The organism is Cyanobium sp. ATX-6F1 (genome assembly GCF_047395825.1).
Lineage (GTDB): Bacteria > Cyanobacteriota > Cyanobacteriia > PCC-6307 > Cyanobiaceae > ATX-6F1.
Map to the genome: position 1 here is coordinate 23,531 of NZ_JBCEBF010000001.1, position 14,348 is coordinate 37,878.

Consider the following 14,348-nt stretch of genomic DNA (forward strand, 5'->3'; position numbering starts at 1 on the left):
GCGCCGGCATGAAGCTCACCTACCGCTACGAACAGATCAGCGCCCGGCTGCAGCTGGAGGGCCTGCCGGACGTCTCGATCGGCCAGGGCGAGCAGGTGCTGGGCATCCTCACCGGCTGGACGCTCACCCTGGCGGGGCGGCCGGAGCTGGAGGGCAAGCGCGACCACCTGGTGGCCCTGATCGAGGTGGTGTTGCCCTACGCGCGGCACCTGGTCAGCGATGTCCCCAAGGCCTTCGGGCCCGCCACGAGCCCGGTCACGATCGAACCGCGGGGCACGGGCCACCGGCTGCTGCTGCGCAGCAGCCAACCCAACACCGAGCCCCTCGATCTGCAGCTCGATGACGCCGAGCTGGCTGATCTGGTCAGCTGCCTCGATCAGGCACGCCTCGACTGGCGTGTGCAACTGCCCCTCGGCCTGCCGGCCGCCCAGCCGCTCAAACGCCGGGAACTGCTGGTGCGGACGCCCCTGGCCCAGCGGCTGGCGGCCCCCTCTGCGGAGCCGCCGCGGTGGCGCTCACCGCCTCCCTGGCACTGATGGTGCCGCCGCCGCGCCCCGGCGCTGCCCCCGCGCCCGCCCCGCCGCTTCCGGTTGAGAAAACCCGTTGACGCCAGGCCTGTTGACGCCAGGCCCGTTGACGTCAGCCAGTGCCCCGTCACACTGATGATTGATGCGCACACCGTTCAAGACAGGCTCCCATGACCATGAGCTGGTCGGAACTGCGGCGCCGGGTCACCCGGTTGGGGGCCAGCCTCGATGTGGTCGTGCGCAGTGATCCTGAGGTCTGTGGCCTCAGCGGCAAGAACTTCCAGCTCTCGCTGCACCACGGCGGCCAGGGGGACTGCACCGTCGGCTGCCTGAGCCTGGTGGACTGCCCCAACGAACTGGTGTTGATCGAGTTCGAGCGCTGGATGCGCGGCGCCGGTTTCGCCCTGGAGTGATGAACGAACCCAAGCGACACCTGCGCCTCGCCCGCACCGCTCAGCCCTCCAGGGACGTCTACCGCAGGCGCAAGCGCACCAGTCGCCCCAAACAGTTCGCCGTGGGCCTGCTGCTGGCCGCCGCCGGCACCGGTCTGCTGCTGGCGCTCCTGAAGCTGCCGGAGCGCCTCGACACCCTGCTGCTGGTGAGCAAGGCGATCGGCAACCTGCTCACCGGCCTCACCCTGCTGGGCAGCGGCCTGCTGCAACTGCTTGGGGTGCTGCTGCTGGTGGCCCTCGCCCTGACGGCCCTGGCCCTGGTGGTGATCGGTCTGGTGCGGATCGTGCGCGCCTTCTGGCCGGCCCGCAAGGCTCAATCGTCCCGCTGAGGACGGGGCGAAAGCGAGCGCCGCAGGATCCAGAGTTCCTCCAGGCTCACGCAGCCGTCACCGTTGCGTTCGGCCTGGGCGAAATTCAGCTGCAACCAGGGGAGCGCCGACACCTCAGCGCCGCAAAGGCGCCCGTCGAGGTTGCGGTCGGCCCGCTGGAAGGCCTGGCGCAGGCGTTCACCGAGGAAATGGCCCTGGCCCGGGGGCGGGGTCAGATCCGGCCGCAGCAGGTAGCCCTTGCTGCCCTGATCAAAGCGCTGGAAATTGGATTCCAGGAACGGGCGGCCGCGGGCCTCCTCGGGGCTGAGCCGGCCATCGCCGTTGCTGTCGAGCTTGCGGAACAGCTTTTCGAGCCGCTTTTGGTAACGCTGCAGATCCCCAAGTTCCTGGGCCCGCACCGCCGGAACCAGCGACAACGCCTGTGGCCCGGCCAGAGACAACGCCACGAGCAGCACCGCGGCGGCGGCGATCGCGCCTCTGCTCCCCGGCGCACCCTTCACCCCCTGGTCCCGCTGCGGCATCGATTCAGACTATGGACCAATGATCAAATTGTCCCTGGCCCAGGGCCTTTCGGGGCCCCCGCATCTGTGACCGGATCCGACTGGGACTGGCCTGAGCCCCTGGGCTCCATACAGTTCAGGGCAGCTGCCACTGCCCCCATCCCCATGAGCCGACCCCACACGATCTGGGTGGTGGATGACGATCCCGAGCTGCGCCAGCTGCTCGGCACCTACCTGGGGGAGCAGGGCTACGAGGTGCGCTGCCTCAGTGACGGGGCCCAACTGCTGGCCCGTCTCGATTTCCAGCGCCCCGACCTGGTGGTGCTCGATCTGATGATGCCCGGCGAAGACGGCCTCACCGTGCTGCGCCGCCTGCGCGACAACGCCGACGACCTGCCGGTGGTGATGCTCACCGCCCGGGGGAGGCCGTGGACCGGATCATCGGCCTGGAGCAGGGCGCCGACGACTACCTGGCCAAACCGTTCCTGCCCCGGGAGCTCACCGCCCGCATCGAAGCCGTGATGCGCCGCCGCGGGGCCGTGCCGGCGGGGGCCCCGTCGCCGGTGGGGAAATTGTGAGCTTCGGAGACAATCGCCTCGATCTGGCGGCCCGCTCGCTGGAATGTGCCGGCGTGCCGGTGACGATCACCAGCGGTGAATTCAGCCTGCTGGCCGCCTTCGTGCAGCACCCCCAGCGGCCCCTGTCCCGGGAGCGGCTGATCGAGCTGGCCCGGGGCCCCTCCAGTGACACCGACAGCCGCAGCATGGATGTGCAGGTCTCGCGTGTGCGCAAGCTGATCGAGCCGGATCCCAGCCGCCCCCGCTACCTGCAGACGGTCTGGGGCTACGGCTACGTGTTCGTTCCCGACGGCACCCCCGCAGCCACTGACCATGGCGGGATCGCGGCTGACGGGAGCCCTGCCGCTGCGGCTCGCGGCCTACTTCGTGGGCGGCTGGGGCGCCACATTGATGGTGCTCCAGGGGCTGCTGGGCAGTCAGCTGGAACGGGCCCAGATCGTCGAGATGGGGCCTGATGTGGCCCAGAACATCCGCCTGAGCGAGCTGGCCCTGGAGCGCTTTCCGCCGGTGGTCGTCGCCCAGCTCAGCGGCCTCGAACTGGCTGAGGGCTCCCTGGCGGCCCCCGTGCCCGATGGCGTCGTGCTCAGCGGCGATGGCCTGCAGATCGATCGCGCCCTGCGCCTGCGCCGGGAACTCTGCCTCCACCTGCCCCACTGCCCGCGGGTGGTGGCCGGCGGCGGCCGGGTGCCCGGGGCCTGGATCGAGCTGGTCTCCCCGTTGGAACCCGTGTGGCTGTTCGCCGCGATCCGCCCGCCCCTGAGCTTCCCCCCGATCCCCTGCTGCTCAGCCTCTCGCTGGTGAGCGGCAGCCTGCTGGCGGGGGGCCTGTTCCTGCTGCTGGATGTGCAGCAACCCCTGCAGCAACTGGAGCGCGCCCTGGCCCGGGTGGGGGTGGACCGGCAGCCGCCGCCGCTGCCCCAGAGCGGGGCCAAGGAGGTGCGCCGGCTGGCCCAGCACTTCAACGCGATGCTCGAGCGCCTGGATTGCAGCGACCGCGAACGGGCCACGATGCTCGCCGGCATCGCCCACGACCTCAAATCACCGCTGACGCGGCTGCGGCTGCGGCTGTCCGTGGGCGGGGAAGCGCTCCATGGCCCCGGGCGGCAGAAGGCGGAGGCCGACCTCGATTCGCTCGAGCGCATCACCCGCCAGTTCCTGCTGTTCGCCGGCGGCGGCAGCGGTGAGGCCTTGGTGGAGTTGCCCCTCGATGAGCTGCTGGCGGAACTGGCGGCCCAGTACGACGATCCACCCCTGATCCTGGCGCTCACGCCGCTGCGGGCCACGGTTCAGCCCACCGCCCTCAGCCGCGCCGTCGCCAACCTGATCGACAACGCCTTCAGCTACGGCCAGCCACCGGTGCGGCTGAAGCTGATCGAGGCAGCGGAAGACGGCTTCGAGCTGCAGGTGTGGGACCAGGGGGCGGGCATCCCCGAGGCGCTCCGGGAGCAGGCCCTGATGCCCTTTCAGCGGCTGGATCAGGCCCGGGGCGGCCAGGGCCACTGCGGCCTCGGGCTGGCGATCGCGGCGCGGGTGGCCCAGGCCCATGGCGGCCAGCTGGGGTTCCGCCAGGGCGACGTGCGCGAGGGCGGTGGCTTCTGCGTCAGCCTCAGCGGCCGCTGGCAGCCGCCGGAGCCCCCGATCAGCGCCAACTGACGCCACCGACGCAGACGCCGGGCCAAAAACGGTCAGAGTCGGCAGGCTGTCGTCAGGTAAGACCCACCCGTAACGCCATGGCCGAGACATCAAACGAACATCCTTCAGCCACTCCTGGGGAGCGATCCGGCAAGGACAAGAAGGTAAAGAAGGCACAAGGCAAAGAAAAGACTAAAAACAAGAAGAAAAGCGGCTCACCGCCGCCACCGATCCCCCGTCTGGGGAAATTCACGGATCGCTATTACCCCTCCGCCCTGTTGGAGGATCTGGCCAATGGCAGTCGGCCGGAGTCGGGCAATGGAAAGCTTGATCGCAAGTACTACGAGAAGGAGCTATCCAGCCTCCAGGAGGAGCTGGTCAAGATGCAGTACTGGGTGAAGGCCACCGGCTTCCGCCTGATGGTGCTCTTCGAAGGCCGCGACGCGGCCGGCAAGGGGGGCACGATCAAGCGCATCACCGAACCGCTGAACCCCCGCGGCTGTCAGGTGGTGGCCCTGGGCACCCCTTCCGATCAGGAACGCGGTCAGTGGTACTTCCAGCGCTACGTGGAGAACTTCCCCACCGCCGGCGAGATCGTGATCTTCGATCGCAGCTGGTATAACCGCGCCGGCGTGGAGCGGGTGATGGGCTTCTGCACCGAGCAGCAGGTGGATGAGTTCCTGTTCTCCTGCCCGGAGTTCGAGCGCATGCTGGTGCGCTCCGGCATCGTGCTGCTCAAGTACTGGTTCTCGGTCAGCGACGAGGAGCAGGAGGCGCGCTTCCGCTCCCGCATCGAGGACCCGACCCGCCGCTGGAAGCTGAGCCCGATGGACCTGGAATCCAGGGACCGCTGGGTGGAGTTCTCCAAGGCCAAGGACGCCATGTTCGCCCACACCAACATCCCCGAGGCCCCCTGGTTCACGGTGGAGGCCGATGACAAGCGCCGGGCGCGGCTCAACTGCATCCGCCACCTGCTCAGCAAGATTCCGTACCAGGACATGACGCCTCCGGCGATCGAGCTGCCGCCGCGCAAGAGTGCCAAGGGGTACCAGCGCCCCCGATGAACGAGCAGTTCTTCGTGCCCAATGCCTACCCGTGACCTGGCCTATCCATGACCTGGCCTACCCGTGATCGGCCCTACCCCTGAGCGCCATGGTCTTCTCCAGCGACGATGACCTGCCACTGCCGGCCACGGCACCGCTCCTGGGACCGGATGGCGCCCTGATCTACACCACCAGCGATGGCCGCCAGGTGATCGTCTGCGACGACCCCTCCCTGGCCGGGCGGCCGGAGCTGATCGAGGCCTTTCAGGCCCTGCGGGCCGGGGCGCCAGAGCTTGAAGCGGTGGGCCAGGCGGCCGAGCGCTGGATCGCCGTGGCCGAGCGCTACGGCGTCAACCGGGAGCTGGCCCTGGCCCTGCTGCTGGAGCGCCTCAGCGGGCACGCGGCCCAGGGCGGGGGCGAAGAACCCCTTGGCTGAACAGACGCGCCAGCGGCCCGATCGCCGCCTGGCGCTGAAGCTGATCTTCGGGGTGCTGGTGGCGGCCTTCGTCTGGTCGCCGTTCATCGCCATGACCTGGAAGCTCTCCAGCCGCAACCGCATGGTCGCCCCGGCGCCGGTGCCCCCGTTCAACCTGTCCGCCCCTCGCCAGCCCTGAGCCGGTGAACGCATTCCGCTCAGTTCAACTGGTGGAACCAGAAGCCCGCCAGCTGCCAGGACGACCAGAGAAAGATCCCGAGGATGACCCAGTTCAGCCAGGGCGGGCGCCGGTCGTTGTCGAAAGCCATCGCCGCGCACCCGTGCTGCGGGGAGCCTAAATCCAGCCCGCCAGCTGCAGCAGCAGCGAGAGGTTGATCACCACGATCAGCGCGGCGCAGCCCCAGCCCACCCCCTGCAGCCAGCGGGGCGTGCGCAGATCGCCCATGGCCTGGCCCTTGCCGCACAGCCACACCAGCGGGATCACCGCGAAGGGCAACTGCAGGCTGAGCACCACCTGGCTGAGCACCAGCAGAGCCACGGTGGCCTCATCCCCCAGCCAGAGCACCGTGGCCAGCGCCGGCACCAGGGCCAGGCCACGGGTGATCAGGCGCCGCTGCCAATCGGGCAGGCGCAGATCCAGGAACCCCTCCATCACCACCTGACCCGCCAGGGTGCCGGTGAGCGTGGAGCTCTGACCCGCCGCCAGCAGGGCTACCCCGAACAGCACACTGGCCAGGGAGGTGCCGAGCAACGGGGTGAGCAGCCGGTAGGCCTCGCTCAGGTCGGTGACGGGGGCAGGCCACGGCCATGGAACGTGCCCGCCGCCAGGATCAGGATCGAAGCGTTAACCAGGAACGCGAAGCTCAGGGCGATCAGGGAATCGAGGTTGGCGTAGCGCAGGGCCCGGTGGCGGGCGCGGGGCTGCTCCGGCCACTGGCGTGACTGCACCAGAGACGAATGCAGATAGAGGTTGTGGGGCATGACGGTGGCCCCGAGGATCCCGGCTGCCAGGTAAAGCTGGGCCCCGTCCCGCAGGCTCCCGGCCCGGGGCAGGAACCCCTGGGCCACGGCGGGCCAGTGGGGTTGAAGCAGCAGCAGTTCCACGGCGAAACAGCCCCCCACCAGCAGCACCAGGGAGATCACCAGGGCCTCCAAACGCCGGACCCCGAACCCCTGCAGGGCCAGCAGCAGCAGGGTGTCGACCACCGTCAGAGCGACCCCCCAGGGCAGGGGCAATCCGAACAGCAACTTCAGGGCGATGGCCGTGCCCACCAGTTCGGCCAGATCGCAGGCGACGATCGCCACCTCCGCCAGCAGCCAGAGCGGCAGGCGCGTGCGTTCCGGCAGGTAGCGGCGGCAGGCCTGGGCCAGATCCAGGCCCGTGGCGAGGCCCAGCCGGCAGCAGAGCGACTGGAGCACCATCGCCATCAGGCTTGAAAGCGCCACCACCCAGAGCAGGGCGTAGCCGTAGCTGGAGCCGGCCGCCAGATCGGTGGCCCAGTTCCCCGGGTCCATGTAGCCCACGGCCACCAGGTAGGCGGGCCCCAGCACCCGCAGGAACACCTGAAAGCGCGGCGCACCGGCAGGAATGGTCACCCGCTGCACGGTCGACTCCCCCAACGACCATGGCGTTGACGCTGGGGCAAACCTAGAGGTGGGCCTGCCCGCTCGTGTCGGTTCTCACCTCGGCCTGACACCATCTGGTTCAGAGTTCCGGGGGCCTTGGGCAGAGCGAGATGGCAGCGGCGCTTCGGATCGGCATCGTCGGCGCCGGCACCGCCGGGCTCTACCTGGCGGTGCTGCTGCAGCGGGCCGGCCACCGGGTGAGCCTGTTCGAGAAGGCGGCCAGCGCCCGCACCGCTGGTTGCGGGATTCTGCTGGTGAAGGCGGGGGTGGAGGCGATCGCGGCCGGGGGCGTTCCCGGCCTGCTGAACGCCCTGCTGGCGGCGGGCCAGCCGGTCAACCGCTACGTGTTCCGCAACCTCAAGGGGGCGAGATCGAGCGCAGTCCGGTGGAACGCGAACCCGGAGCGCTGCCGGCGCTGCTGATCCATCGCAGCGCCATCCTCGAAGCGCTCTGGGACGCCTTCGATCCGGCGGATTTCCAGCCCCTGGCCGAGCTGGTGGGGGTCGAGCAGGACTGCGAAGGTGTGACTGCGCTCTTCGCGGACGGAAGCCGCTGGAGCGGCGATCTGCTGGTGGGCGGCGACGGCCTCTACTCCGCCCTGGCCCCGCTGGTGCAGCCGCAGCGGCGGCTCAATTACCTCGGCGATCGGGTCTGGCGGGGGGTCGTCAGCGACGACAGGTTCTGCGCCGACGGGGAATTCTTCGTCTACGCCCGGGGCCGGGGCATCTACGCCAATTTCTTTGATCTCGGTCCGGGCGCCGATGGCCGCGGCCGCACCCACTGGGGCTTCTTCAACGAAGAACCCCTCCCGAGCGAGCGCGGCGAACGCCGCAGCCGGCTGGCGGAGCCGATCCCCGCCGAGGCCCTCGCCAAGCTTCCGGCCGATGCGGCGGCCGTGATCGCCGCCACCGCCCCGGAGGCCGTGGTGGCGGGCTACACCCACGACATCGACCCCCTGCCGTCGCTGGTGATCGATCGGGTGGCGCTGATCGGAGATGCGGCCCACGCCATGAGCTCCTCCCAGGCCCGGGGCATGACCGCCGGTTTCGAGGACTCCGAAGCCTTGGCCCGGCAGCTGAACGCCGCCCCGGGGGCCTGGCGCGCCGCCCTGGCGGCCTTCGATGCCGAGCGCCTGCCGGTGGTGCACCGCTACCAGGCCGCCAGCCGCGAGGTGAGCAACCGCACGGGTCGCAGCCGAGCTATTCGCAGCCGCTGATACGGCCGGGGCACTGGTAAGGGGCCCCCGTTGACCCGCCCGTGTTCAGCTCCGCCGTCTATTCATTCCTTGGCTTTCCCGGTTGGGGCCCGGTGCATCTGGTGGTGCCCCACCAGGGGAGTCCGTCGGGCACGGCGGCCCGGCTGGAGCGGGCCCGGCGCAGCGCCCTGGAGGCTGGATCGCCCCCGACAGCCCTGCTCAGCCAGTTGCTGCGCCAGGAGCAGCGGGCCGATCCACTCAGCAGTCCAGAGGCCTGCCGCCAGGCGGACTACCGCTACCTGGTGGTCCACCGCCACGGTGGCCGCTGGCCCCTGAGGATCACGGCCTGGCGTTGCAGCGGCGAGCCACCGGCCTGGCGGCGGTGCTGCGGGCCGATGGAGCTGGAGCGGTTCATCGCACGCTTCCAGCCCATGCGCCGCGGCGAAGCGGCTCAGGCGGTGAGCTCCTGGGCCTTGGCGCGGCGCTCGTCGTGAAGCGCTTCGAGCTGGTTGTAGATCGCCACCAGTTGCAGGCGCAGTTCGTCGGTGTCATCGAGCCGAGCCAGGTTCATCAGGGCCCCTTCGATCTGCTCCTTGGTGTCGATCAGCAGCCGACATTCGTTCGTACCCGGTTCGTAGCCCATGGCGTGGTGGGAAGTGACGGCATCCAACCGTCTACGGAGTGCTGAGTCTGTCCGATCGGCTGCTGTTTGTGCCCCGCTGGTTCAGGGCTCCTCGACGGAGTCGCCCTGGCGGGCCAACAGGTTCCAGGGGCGCTCGATGCCGCCGGCAACGCTCCAAACCCCCTGCCGCGACTGGCGCGCCTCCCGCTCGAGGCGGGGATAGCCGAGGTCGGCGCACTGGCCCAGGTAGCCGTCGAAGGCGAACAGCGCCCCCTGGCGCAGCAGTGACGGGGCAACATCGCGGCCATTCAGCCGCACCACGGCCACCAGGCGGCCGAACACGTCACGGGCGCGCAGGCTGATCTGCACCGGGCTGCCCAGGGGCACACGGCGTTGCAGAGCCTCCCCGGCCTGGGTGGCCCAGGGCTCCTGCGCCGGGCGCGGGGCCTGCACGCAAGCCAGGCGCACCCGCCGCTCCTGGGCGCCGATCCGCACCAGCAGCACCTGGCCGTTCTCCACCTTCAGCACCGTGGCGCCGTAGGTCACCGGCCGCGAGCTGAGCGGGGGAACGCCTATGGGAACCGGGCCAGCGGTGGGTGCTGGGGCAGCCGTGGGCGCTGGGCCAGTCGGTGCCGAGGCCGGTTGGGCGGCGACCGCCAGGGGCTGGATCAGGCTCAGCGCGAGCAGCATCGGTGCTGTGATCCGCCGACCGGAGCGCCGCCAGCCTGCCCACAGATCACCATGCAAAAGCTTTAGGGCCAACCGCCGTGGCCCCAACGGGGGTGGAGCCGATGCAGTTGGAGCAGACGCAAGGGAGCCCGGGGCAGCGCTCCGAGCGTAGGGGTGGCCCTTGGGACCATCGAGCGATCTGAATCTGCGCTCAACCCACGCCCGCCGCACGCCTCCGGGCGCAGGCCAGGCCCCCGCCCTTGCAGGGGCTCAGGAGCAACCGACCCTGAGGCGCTCACGCCGTGACCAGGAGCCTTTGATGGAGAGGACACCCTCTGGACGGCTGCTCGATTCCTGCGGCGGCCGGTGGTGTCTGCCTGGGCCGATCGTGCTCGGGATCGCAGCGTGCGTTGGGTGAAATCAGGTCAACAATCGCAGCGAATGAAGCGAAATCAGGGAGAAATGTAACCCTTCTACCTGCAGCGCATCTGCGGCAATCAAAGGGCTTCATCCGCCGTCAGACCCATAGATTGAGGACATAAGTTGGAATGGAGCGATGCTTTTTGGTGACGAACTCTTAGGTGTTGTCAAGGACCTCTCAGAGGCCAGCAAGTCCGAACTTGTACGTGCTTCCGGCTACGTCACAACCTTGAAGGACGGCAGTGAACGGCTCCATTTCACGGCCTTCTACGAGGCCCTGCTGGAGGCCAAGGGCCTTGATCTGAGCGCCCGAAACGGGTCCCGCAAGGGCGGCAGGCGCCGGCTCACCTACCAGACCAAAGTGCAATTCAACGGCAATCTGATGGTGGGCAAGGCCTACACCAACCTGCTGGGTCTGCTGCCCGGGGATGATTTCGAGATCAAGCTCGGCAAGCATCAGATCCTTCTGGTGCCCCTCGGTGTCGTCGAGGGTGATGGCGTCCATGAGGCTGAAAACGAGGGCTGAGTGAAGGCGTCCAAAGCGTCGCCCGTCCAGCGGCGTTAAGCCCGGAACGGGCAAGCTGATGCCCATCAAGCCATCCCAGTGAGCCGCACCCTGCTGACCAGCGGGGCCAGCCGTGGCATCGGTCGGGTGGTCGCCCCCGAGGCGATGACCCAGAGCGACGACCTCGCCGCCCTGGTGAGCACGCTGTTGATGCTGCCAAAGGCAGTGGTGCCGTTTGAGCTGGCCGTGAACGGCCCGCTGAAGACGTAGGCGGACCGGTCCGGAGTTCAGCTTGAACAGTGCCAGCCAGGGCCGTCGATGCCAGGATGACGCCAGAAATTGACGGGTTTTCGCCGATGAAACGCAGTGCAGCGGTCCTCGCCTCGGTGGCGACGGCTTCAGCGGTTCTTCTGGGCACCCTGCCGGCCCAGGCCCACGGTGGTGTCCACGGCGGTGTGCTGGCCGGCCTGGGCCACCCCTGTTTGGCCTCGACCATCTGTTCCTGTTGATCTCGGTGGGAGCCGCCGCTTCGTTCATCTCCGCGCGACTGCTGATCTGGGCCCTGGGGGGCGGTGCTGGGGGCGATCCTCGGTGCGGCCGGCATGGTGCTGCCCGCCGGCGAGCTGCTGGCGGCCCTGGCGATCTCCTCGGTGGGGCTGCTGATCCTGGCCACCGGCCGTCTGATCGATCCCACCAGCCCCTGGGTGGGGGTGGTGGTGGCCGCGGCGGTGGGCATCCACGGCCTGCTCCATGGCGGTGAATCACCGAAAGACGGCAGCACACTGCTCTGGTGGACGGGTGCCCTGGTGAGCTCGGTGCTGGTGAGTGGTGCCAGCTATCTGATCCTGCGCAAGCTTCCCTGGTCTGGACCCGCTGGGCCGCCGTGGCCTTCCTGTTGATCGGTGCCGTGCTGGCCTTCGGACCCCTGGGCCTGCTGGCCGGGGGCGCCGGGACCTGAGCCAGCGCTTCAGCGCTGGCTGGCTTCGCTGTTGGTGTCTGAGTTGTTCTGGTGACCGTGCAGGTGCTTCTCGCAGGAGAAAGCGGCACCGGCCTGGAGCATGGCCAGCAACGCCAGGGAAAGGCTGAGCAGGTTGCGCATGGCCGCTGGGCTGAATGGTGCGCAGATTAGGCCCTCACCTGAGCCTGCGTCCTAAGTTCGCCCGATGCCTGAATGAACGGGAGCAGCGGCCTTGACCATCAAGATCGGCATCAACGGCTTTGGACGGATCGGCCGTCTGGTGTTCCGCCGGGCCAGCCAGCTCGAGGGCTTCGAGGTGGTGGGCATCAACGATCTGATTGAGCCCGACTACATCGCCTACCTGTTGCTCCACGACTCCACCCATGGGCGCTTCCAGGGCGAGGTGACCGTTGAGAACGGACACCTGGTGGTGAACGGCCGCACGATCCGGCTGAGCTCCGAACGCGACCCCCGCAGTCTCAACTGGGGGGCGATCGGCGCCGAGTACGTGCTCGAAGCCACCGGCCTCTTCCTCACCGATGAGAAGGCCCGGGCCCACATCGACGCCGGTGCCCGTCGCGTGGTGATCTCAGCCCCCTCCAAGGACGACACGCCGATGTTCGTGGTCGGGGTCAACCACAGCAGCTACGCCGGCCAGGACATCGTCTCGAACGCCTCCTGCACCACCAACTGCCTGGCGCCGATCGCCAAGGTGCTCAACGACAGCTTCGGCATCCGTGATGGGCTGATGACGACCGTGCATGCCACCACCGCCACCCAGAAGACCGTCGATGGTCCTTCGGTGAAGGACTGGCGCGGCGGGCGCGGCGCCGCCCAGAACATCATTCCCTCCTCCACCGGCGCGGCCAAGGCGGTGGGCAAGGTGATCCCAGAGCTCAACGGTAAGCTCACCGGCATGGCCTTCCGCGTGCCCACCCCCACCGTCTCGGTGGTGGATCTCACCGTGAACCTGGAGCGACCCGCCAGCTACGAGCAGATCAAGGCGGCGATGAAGGCCGCTTCCGAAGGCCCGATGAAAGGAGTGCTGGGCTACACCGAGGACGAAGTGGTCTCCACCGATTTCCTCGGTGATCCGCGCACCTCGGTGTTCGATGCCAAGGCCGGCATCGCCCTCACCGACACCTTCGTGAAGGTGGTGTCCTGGTACGACAACGAGTGGGGCTACTCCAGCAAGTGCCTCGACCTGATCCAGCACATGGCCAGCCACAGCTAGGGCCAGCTGCAGCTTTGGGGCCCGAGGCGCTTCCACCAAAAAACCGGCTGGGTGAACCGGCCGGGTCTTGGTGGATCAAGCTTGACAGTCCCTGGCCAGGCCAGGGACCAATGGCTTATGCCGAGGGATCAGCCGAGGCCGATCTGGGACAGGATGCCCTGGCCGGTGAGCAGCTCGGTGCCTAGGCCAATCACGAATCCGAGCATGGCCAGACGGCCGTTCCAGGTTTCAGCGAAAGCGACGAAGCCGAAGCGGGATTCGGTGGAGGTGGTCATGGGTGGCAAGTGTGAAGGAACTCAACTAAATGTAACGCATCTTGAAGCGATCGGCGCATAACTCGCCCAAAGCGGTTCCAGGCGCCGCTGTGCTGCAGTGGTCAGGCATGGCAGCGCCCCCGATCACCACTCCGTCCCTGGCCCCACAACCCCTCTCTCCCAACGTTTCTCCGCCCAAAACCGCTCCAGCCGAAGCGCTTTCCCCCAGGCCGCCGTGGCCAGGGCGCTGCGTCCACGACTGCCCGCCAGCGCCTTTAGCACCAACCCCGACCGTCTGGGACTGGTGGCGATCAACCTGGCGATCCTGGCCCTGGGTTGGGTGATGGCCGATCGGCTCGATCAGTGGCCCGCCCTCGCCCGGTTGGCGTTCCTGCCCTTTGCCCTGGTGATGGGCAACAGCGTGGTGGTGCTGTTGTTTTCCACCCACGACCTGCTCCATGGCCGCAGCCTCAAGGGTCGCGCCTGGAGGAGGTTGGTGGGCCTGGCGGGGTTGGCCATGCTCTGGATGCCGCCCAGCCTCTGGCAGGCGGTGCACAACCGGGAACACCACGGCCACACCAACGCCCTGGCGGATCCAGACCGTGGCTATCTGGAAAGCCAACCTCAGAGCTGGGGTAAGGGCATCCAGGATCTCTTCGTGCCCTCCCAGCAGGTGAGCTGGCCCTGGTTGGTGGTGGGACTCTCCAGCTCCTGGGGCGTGCACAACCTGCGCCTGCTGCTTTCCGTTCTGCTGCGCAACGACGGCAGCAGTCAGGGCCCAGCAGGTTTTCGAGTCAGCCACCGGGAGCGCCGTGCCATCGGTCTGGAATTGGCGCTGATCGCCCTGCTGCATCTGGGGGTGCTGCTGTGGCTGGATCTCAATCCCCTCAAGCTGCTGCTGGGCTACTTCCTGCCGATCTGGATCGGCTATGGGGTGGCGATCGCCTACATCTTCACCAACCACATGCTCTGTCCGCTCTCGGAGGTGAACGACCCGCTGGACAACAGCCTCTCGCTGCAGATGCCCCAATGGCTCGACCTGCTGCACCTGAACTTCTCCCACCACACCGAACACCATCTGTTCCCAGATCTCGACTCCAGCCACTACCCCTTGGTGCGTCAATTGCTGATCGAAAACTACGGCGAGAGCTACCAACTCGTTGGCGGAAGGAGGGCCTGGTCGTTGTTGATGGCAACCCCCCGTCTCTATCGCGATGCCACAACGCTGGTGGGCAGTGATGGCCGTGGGGCGGTGACCCTCCCCGACCTTCACATCAGCTCAGGGCGGTCACCAGCCTCTTCTGGCGATCCGGCCTGAGGGCGCATCAGAACAGCTGGCCTGGGGTTGAAGGGCTACCTGGGCCAAGCC

At 68.3% G+C, this 14,348-nt stretch carries 23 protein-coding genes and 2 pseudogenes; 18 read left to right on the plus strand and 7 right to left on the minus strand.

The window, feature by feature from the left end:
• The first annotated feature begins 8 nt into the window (after positions 1-8).
• From AAF143_RS00140 to AAF143_RS00150, 3 genes are all read left to right on the plus strand, one after another.
• Positions 9-536, plus strand: a complete 528-nt coding sequence (locus tag AAF143_RS00140) for a DUF4335 domain-containing protein (protein ID WP_414026329.1) — start codon at positions 9-11, stop codon at positions 534-536.
• 161 nt (positions 537-697) lie between these two features.
• A complete protein-coding gene (locus tag AAF143_RS00145) occupies positions 698-940 on the plus strand; it encodes a hypothetical protein (protein ID WP_255004838.1) in 243 nt (80 codons plus the stop codon).
• The gene (locus tag AAF143_RS00150; protein WP_255004840.1) at positions 940-1,308 is read left to right on the plus strand and encodes a hypothetical protein; all 369 of its coding nucleotides are present in this window, start codon (positions 940-942) and stop codon (positions 1,306-1,308) included. Before AAF143_RS00145 ends, AAF143_RS00150 begins: the two co-directional genes overlap by 1 nt.
• Here AAF143_RS00150 and AAF143_RS00155 read toward each other — a convergent pair.
• Complete coding sequence (locus AAF143_RS00155) at positions 1,293-1,829, minus strand: EF-hand domain-containing protein (RefSeq protein ID WP_255004844.1); 537 nt, start codon at positions 1,827-1,829, stop codon at positions 1,293-1,295. The genes AAF143_RS00150 and AAF143_RS00155 overlap by 16 nt on opposite strands.
• Before the next feature lie 144 nt (positions 1,830-1,973).
• Between AAF143_RS00155 and AAF143_RS00160 the strand changes: the two are divergent.
• The 6 genes and pseudogenes from AAF143_RS00160 to AAF143_RS00185 form a co-directional block, all read left to right on the plus strand.
• A pseudogene (locus AAF143_RS00160) lies at positions 1,974-2,685 on the plus strand (response regulator); the annotation flags it as partial.
• Positions 2,686-2,698: 13 nt separating this feature from the next.
• The gene (locus AAF143_RS00165) at positions 2,699-3,187 is read left to right on the plus strand and encodes a hypothetical protein (protein WP_414026920.1); all 489 of its coding nucleotides are present in this window, start codon (positions 2,699-2,701) and stop codon (positions 3,185-3,187) included.
• Positions 3,115-4,038 (plus strand): ATP-binding protein, encoded by a 924-nt coding sequence (locus AAF143_RS00170; protein WP_414026330.1) that lies wholly within the window; start codon positions 3,115-3,117, stop codon positions 4,036-4,038. The genes AAF143_RS00165 and AAF143_RS00170 overlap by 73 nt, the downstream gene beginning before the upstream one ends.
• A gap of 254 nt (positions 4,039-4,292) precedes the next feature.
• Positions 4,293-5,116: pseudogene (ppk2, locus tag AAF143_RS00175) on the plus strand (polyphosphate kinase 2).
• A gap of 53 nt (positions 5,117-5,169) precedes the next feature.
• The gene (locus AAF143_RS00180) at positions 5,170-5,496 is read left to right on the plus strand and encodes a hypothetical protein (protein ID WP_255004856.1); all 327 of its coding nucleotides are present in this window, start codon (positions 5,170-5,172) and stop codon (positions 5,494-5,496) included.
• On the plus strand, positions 5,489-5,674 hold the full coding sequence (locus AAF143_RS00185; protein WP_255004857.1) for a hypothetical protein: 186 nt from the start codon (positions 5,489-5,491) through the stop codon (positions 5,672-5,674). Before AAF143_RS00180 ends, AAF143_RS00185 begins: the two co-directional genes overlap by 8 nt.
• A gap of 156 nt (positions 5,675-5,830) precedes the next feature.
• Here the strand turns inward: AAF143_RS00185 and AAF143_RS00190 are convergent, their stop codons facing one another.
• Together AAF143_RS00190 and AAF143_RS00195 are read right to left on the minus strand one after the other, a co-directional pair.
• On the minus strand, positions 5,831-6,247 hold the full coding sequence (locus tag AAF143_RS00190) for a divalent metal cation transporter (protein WP_414026331.1): 417 nt from the start codon (positions 6,245-6,247) through the stop codon (positions 5,831-5,833).
• 26 nt (positions 6,248-6,273) lie between these two features.
• Positions 6,274-7,116 (minus strand): Nramp family divalent metal transporter, encoded by an 843-nt coding sequence (locus tag AAF143_RS00195; RefSeq protein ID WP_414026332.1) that lies wholly within the window; start codon positions 7,114-7,116, stop codon positions 6,274-6,276.
• Positions 7,117-7,232: 116 nt separating this feature from the next.
• On the opposite strand from AAF143_RS00195, the gene AAF143_RS00200 reads away from it, so the two are divergent.
• Genes AAF143_RS00200 through AAF143_RS00210 form a run of 3 tightly spaced genes read left to right on the plus strand, consistent with a single transcriptional unit; the run spans position 7,233 to position 8,811 of the window.
• On the plus strand, positions 7,233-7,544 hold the full coding sequence (locus AAF143_RS00200) for an NAD(P)-binding protein (RefSeq protein ID WP_414026333.1): 312 nt from the start codon (positions 7,233-7,235) through the stop codon (positions 7,542-7,544).
• Positions 7,508-8,338, plus strand: a complete 831-nt coding sequence (locus AAF143_RS00205) for an FAD-dependent oxidoreductase (protein WP_414026334.1) — start codon at positions 7,508-7,510, stop codon at positions 8,336-8,338. The genes AAF143_RS00200 and AAF143_RS00205 overlap by 37 nt, the downstream gene beginning before the upstream one ends.
• Before the next feature lie 41 nt (positions 8,339-8,379).
• Positions 8,380-8,811: a hypothetical protein gene (locus AAF143_RS00210; RefSeq protein ID WP_255004863.1), complete on the plus strand. Its 432-nt coding sequence runs from the start codon at positions 8,380-8,382 to the stop codon at positions 8,809-8,811.
• On the opposite strand, the gene AAF143_RS00215 is transcribed toward AAF143_RS00210, so the two are convergent.
• Complete coding sequence (locus AAF143_RS00215; RefSeq protein ID WP_414026335.1) at positions 8,769-8,960, minus strand: hypothetical protein; 192 nt, start codon at positions 8,958-8,960, stop codon at positions 8,769-8,771. The two genes, AAF143_RS00210 and AAF143_RS00215, sit on opposite strands and share 43 nt — an antisense overlap.
• 81 nt (positions 8,961-9,041) lie before the next feature.
• Positions 9,042-9,629, minus strand: coding sequence for a thermonuclease family protein (locus AAF143_RS00220; RefSeq protein WP_255004866.1), 588 nt, complete (start codon positions 9,627-9,629; stop codon positions 9,042-9,044).
• Between the two features lie 535 nt (positions 9,630-10,164).
• Here AAF143_RS00220 and AAF143_RS00225 point away from each other — a divergent pair.
• The 4 genes from AAF143_RS00225 to AAF143_RS00240 all read left to right on the plus strand — a co-directional run bounded on the left by AAF143_RS00225 (position 10,165) and on the right by AAF143_RS00240 (position 11,432).
• Positions 10,165-10,554 (plus strand): AbrB family transcriptional regulator, encoded by a 390-nt coding sequence (locus AAF143_RS00225; RefSeq protein ID WP_255004867.1) that lies wholly within the window; start codon positions 10,165-10,167, stop codon positions 10,552-10,554.
• 78 nt (positions 10,555-10,632) lie between these two features.
• On the plus strand, positions 10,633-10,803 hold the full coding sequence (locus AAF143_RS00230; RefSeq protein WP_255004868.1) for a hypothetical protein: 171 nt from the start codon (positions 10,633-10,635) through the stop codon (positions 10,801-10,803).
• A gap of 86 nt (positions 10,804-10,889) precedes the next feature.
• Positions 10,890-11,042: a hypothetical protein gene (locus AAF143_RS00235; protein WP_414026336.1), complete on the plus strand. Its 153-nt coding sequence runs from the start codon at positions 10,890-10,892 to the stop codon at positions 11,040-11,042.
• Positions 11,043-11,105: 63 nt separating this feature from the next.
• Positions 11,106-11,432 carry a HupE/UreJ family protein gene (locus AAF143_RS00240; RefSeq protein WP_414026337.1) on the plus strand — a complete coding sequence of 109 codons (327 nt, stop codon included), beginning with the start codon at positions 11,106-11,108 and terminating at the stop codon, positions 11,430-11,432.
• Positions 11,433-11,500: 68 nt separating this feature from the next.
• Here the strand turns inward: AAF143_RS00240 and AAF143_RS00245 are convergent, their stop codons facing one another.
• Positions 11,501-11,632: a hypothetical protein gene (locus AAF143_RS00245; RefSeq protein WP_255004871.1), complete on the minus strand. Its 132-nt coding sequence runs from the start codon at positions 11,630-11,632 to the stop codon at positions 11,501-11,503.
• Positions 11,633-11,723: 91 nt separating this feature from the next.
• Here AAF143_RS00245 and gap point away from each other — a divergent pair, with 91 nt between their 5' ends.
• A complete protein-coding gene (gap, locus tag AAF143_RS00250; RefSeq protein ID WP_255004879.1) occupies positions 11,724-12,725 on the plus strand; it encodes a type I glyceraldehyde-3-phosphate dehydrogenase in 1,002 nt (333 codons plus the stop codon).
• A 128-nt stretch (positions 12,726-12,853) separates the two neighbouring features.
• Here gap and AAF143_RS00255 read toward each other — a convergent pair whose 3' ends face one another.
• Positions 12,854-13,000: a chlorophyll a/b-binding protein gene (locus tag AAF143_RS00255; RefSeq protein WP_255004880.1), complete on the minus strand. Its 147-nt coding sequence runs from the start codon at positions 12,998-13,000 to the stop codon at positions 12,854-12,856.
• A gap of 214 nt (positions 13,001-13,214) precedes the next feature.
• Between AAF143_RS00255 and AAF143_RS00260 the strand changes: the two genes are divergently transcribed.
• Entirely contained in the window at positions 13,215-14,297 is a 1,083-nt protein-coding gene (locus AAF143_RS00260; protein WP_414026338.1) for a fatty acid desaturase family protein, read from the plus strand.
• Positions 14,298-14,348 lie beyond the last annotated feature (51 nt).

Bases quoted from the DNA above. Each gene is read 5' to 3' on its own strand.
- AAF143_RS00140 (WP_414026329.1), top strand. From the start codon at position 9: ATGAAGCTCACCTACCGCTACGAACAGATCAGCGCCCGGCTGCAGCTG.
- AAF143_RS00145 (WP_255004838.1), top strand. From the start codon at position 698: ATGACCATGAGCTGGTCGGAACTGCGGCGCCGGGTCACCCGGTTGGGG.
- AAF143_RS00150 (WP_255004840.1), top strand. From the start codon at position 940: ATGAACGAACCCAAGCGACACCTGCGCCTCGCCCGCACCGCTCAGCCC.
- AAF143_RS00155 (WP_255004844.1), bottom strand. From the start codon at position 1,829: ATGCCGCAGCGGGACCAGGGGGTGAAGGGTGCGCCGGGGAGCAGAGGC.
- AAF143_RS00165 (WP_414026920.1), top strand. From the start codon at position 2,699: ATGGCGGGATCGCGGCTGACGGGAGCCCTGCCGCTGCGGCTCGCGGCC.
- AAF143_RS00180 (WP_255004856.1), top strand. From the start codon at position 5,170: ATGGTCTTCTCCAGCGACGATGACCTGCCACTGCCGGCCACGGCACCG.
- AAF143_RS00200 (WP_414026333.1), top strand. From the start codon at position 7,233: ATGGCAGCGGCGCTTCGGATCGGCATCGTCGGCGCCGGCACCGCCGGG.
- AAF143_RS00215 (WP_414026335.1), bottom strand. From the start codon at position 8,960: ATGGGCTACGAACCGGGTACGAACGAATGTCGGCTGCTGATCGACACC.
- AAF143_RS00220 (WP_255004866.1), bottom strand. From the start codon at position 9,629: ATGCTGCTCGCGCTGAGCCTGATCCAGCCCCTGGCGGTCGCCGCCCAA.
- AAF143_RS00225 (WP_255004867.1), top strand. From the start codon at position 10,165: ATGCTTTTTGGTGACGAACTCTTAGGTGTTGTCAAGGACCTCTCAGAG.
- AAF143_RS00235 (WP_414026336.1), top strand. From the start codon at position 10,890: ATGAAACGCAGTGCAGCGGTCCTCGCCTCGGTGGCGACGGCTTCAGCG.
- AAF143_RS00245 (WP_255004871.1), bottom strand. From the start codon at position 11,632: ATGCGCAACCTGCTCAGCCTTTCCCTGGCGTTGCTGGCCATGCTCCAG.
- AAF143_RS00255 (WP_255004880.1), bottom strand. From the start codon at position 13,000: ATGACCACCTCCACCGAATCCCGCTTCGGCTTCGTCGCTTTCGCTGAA.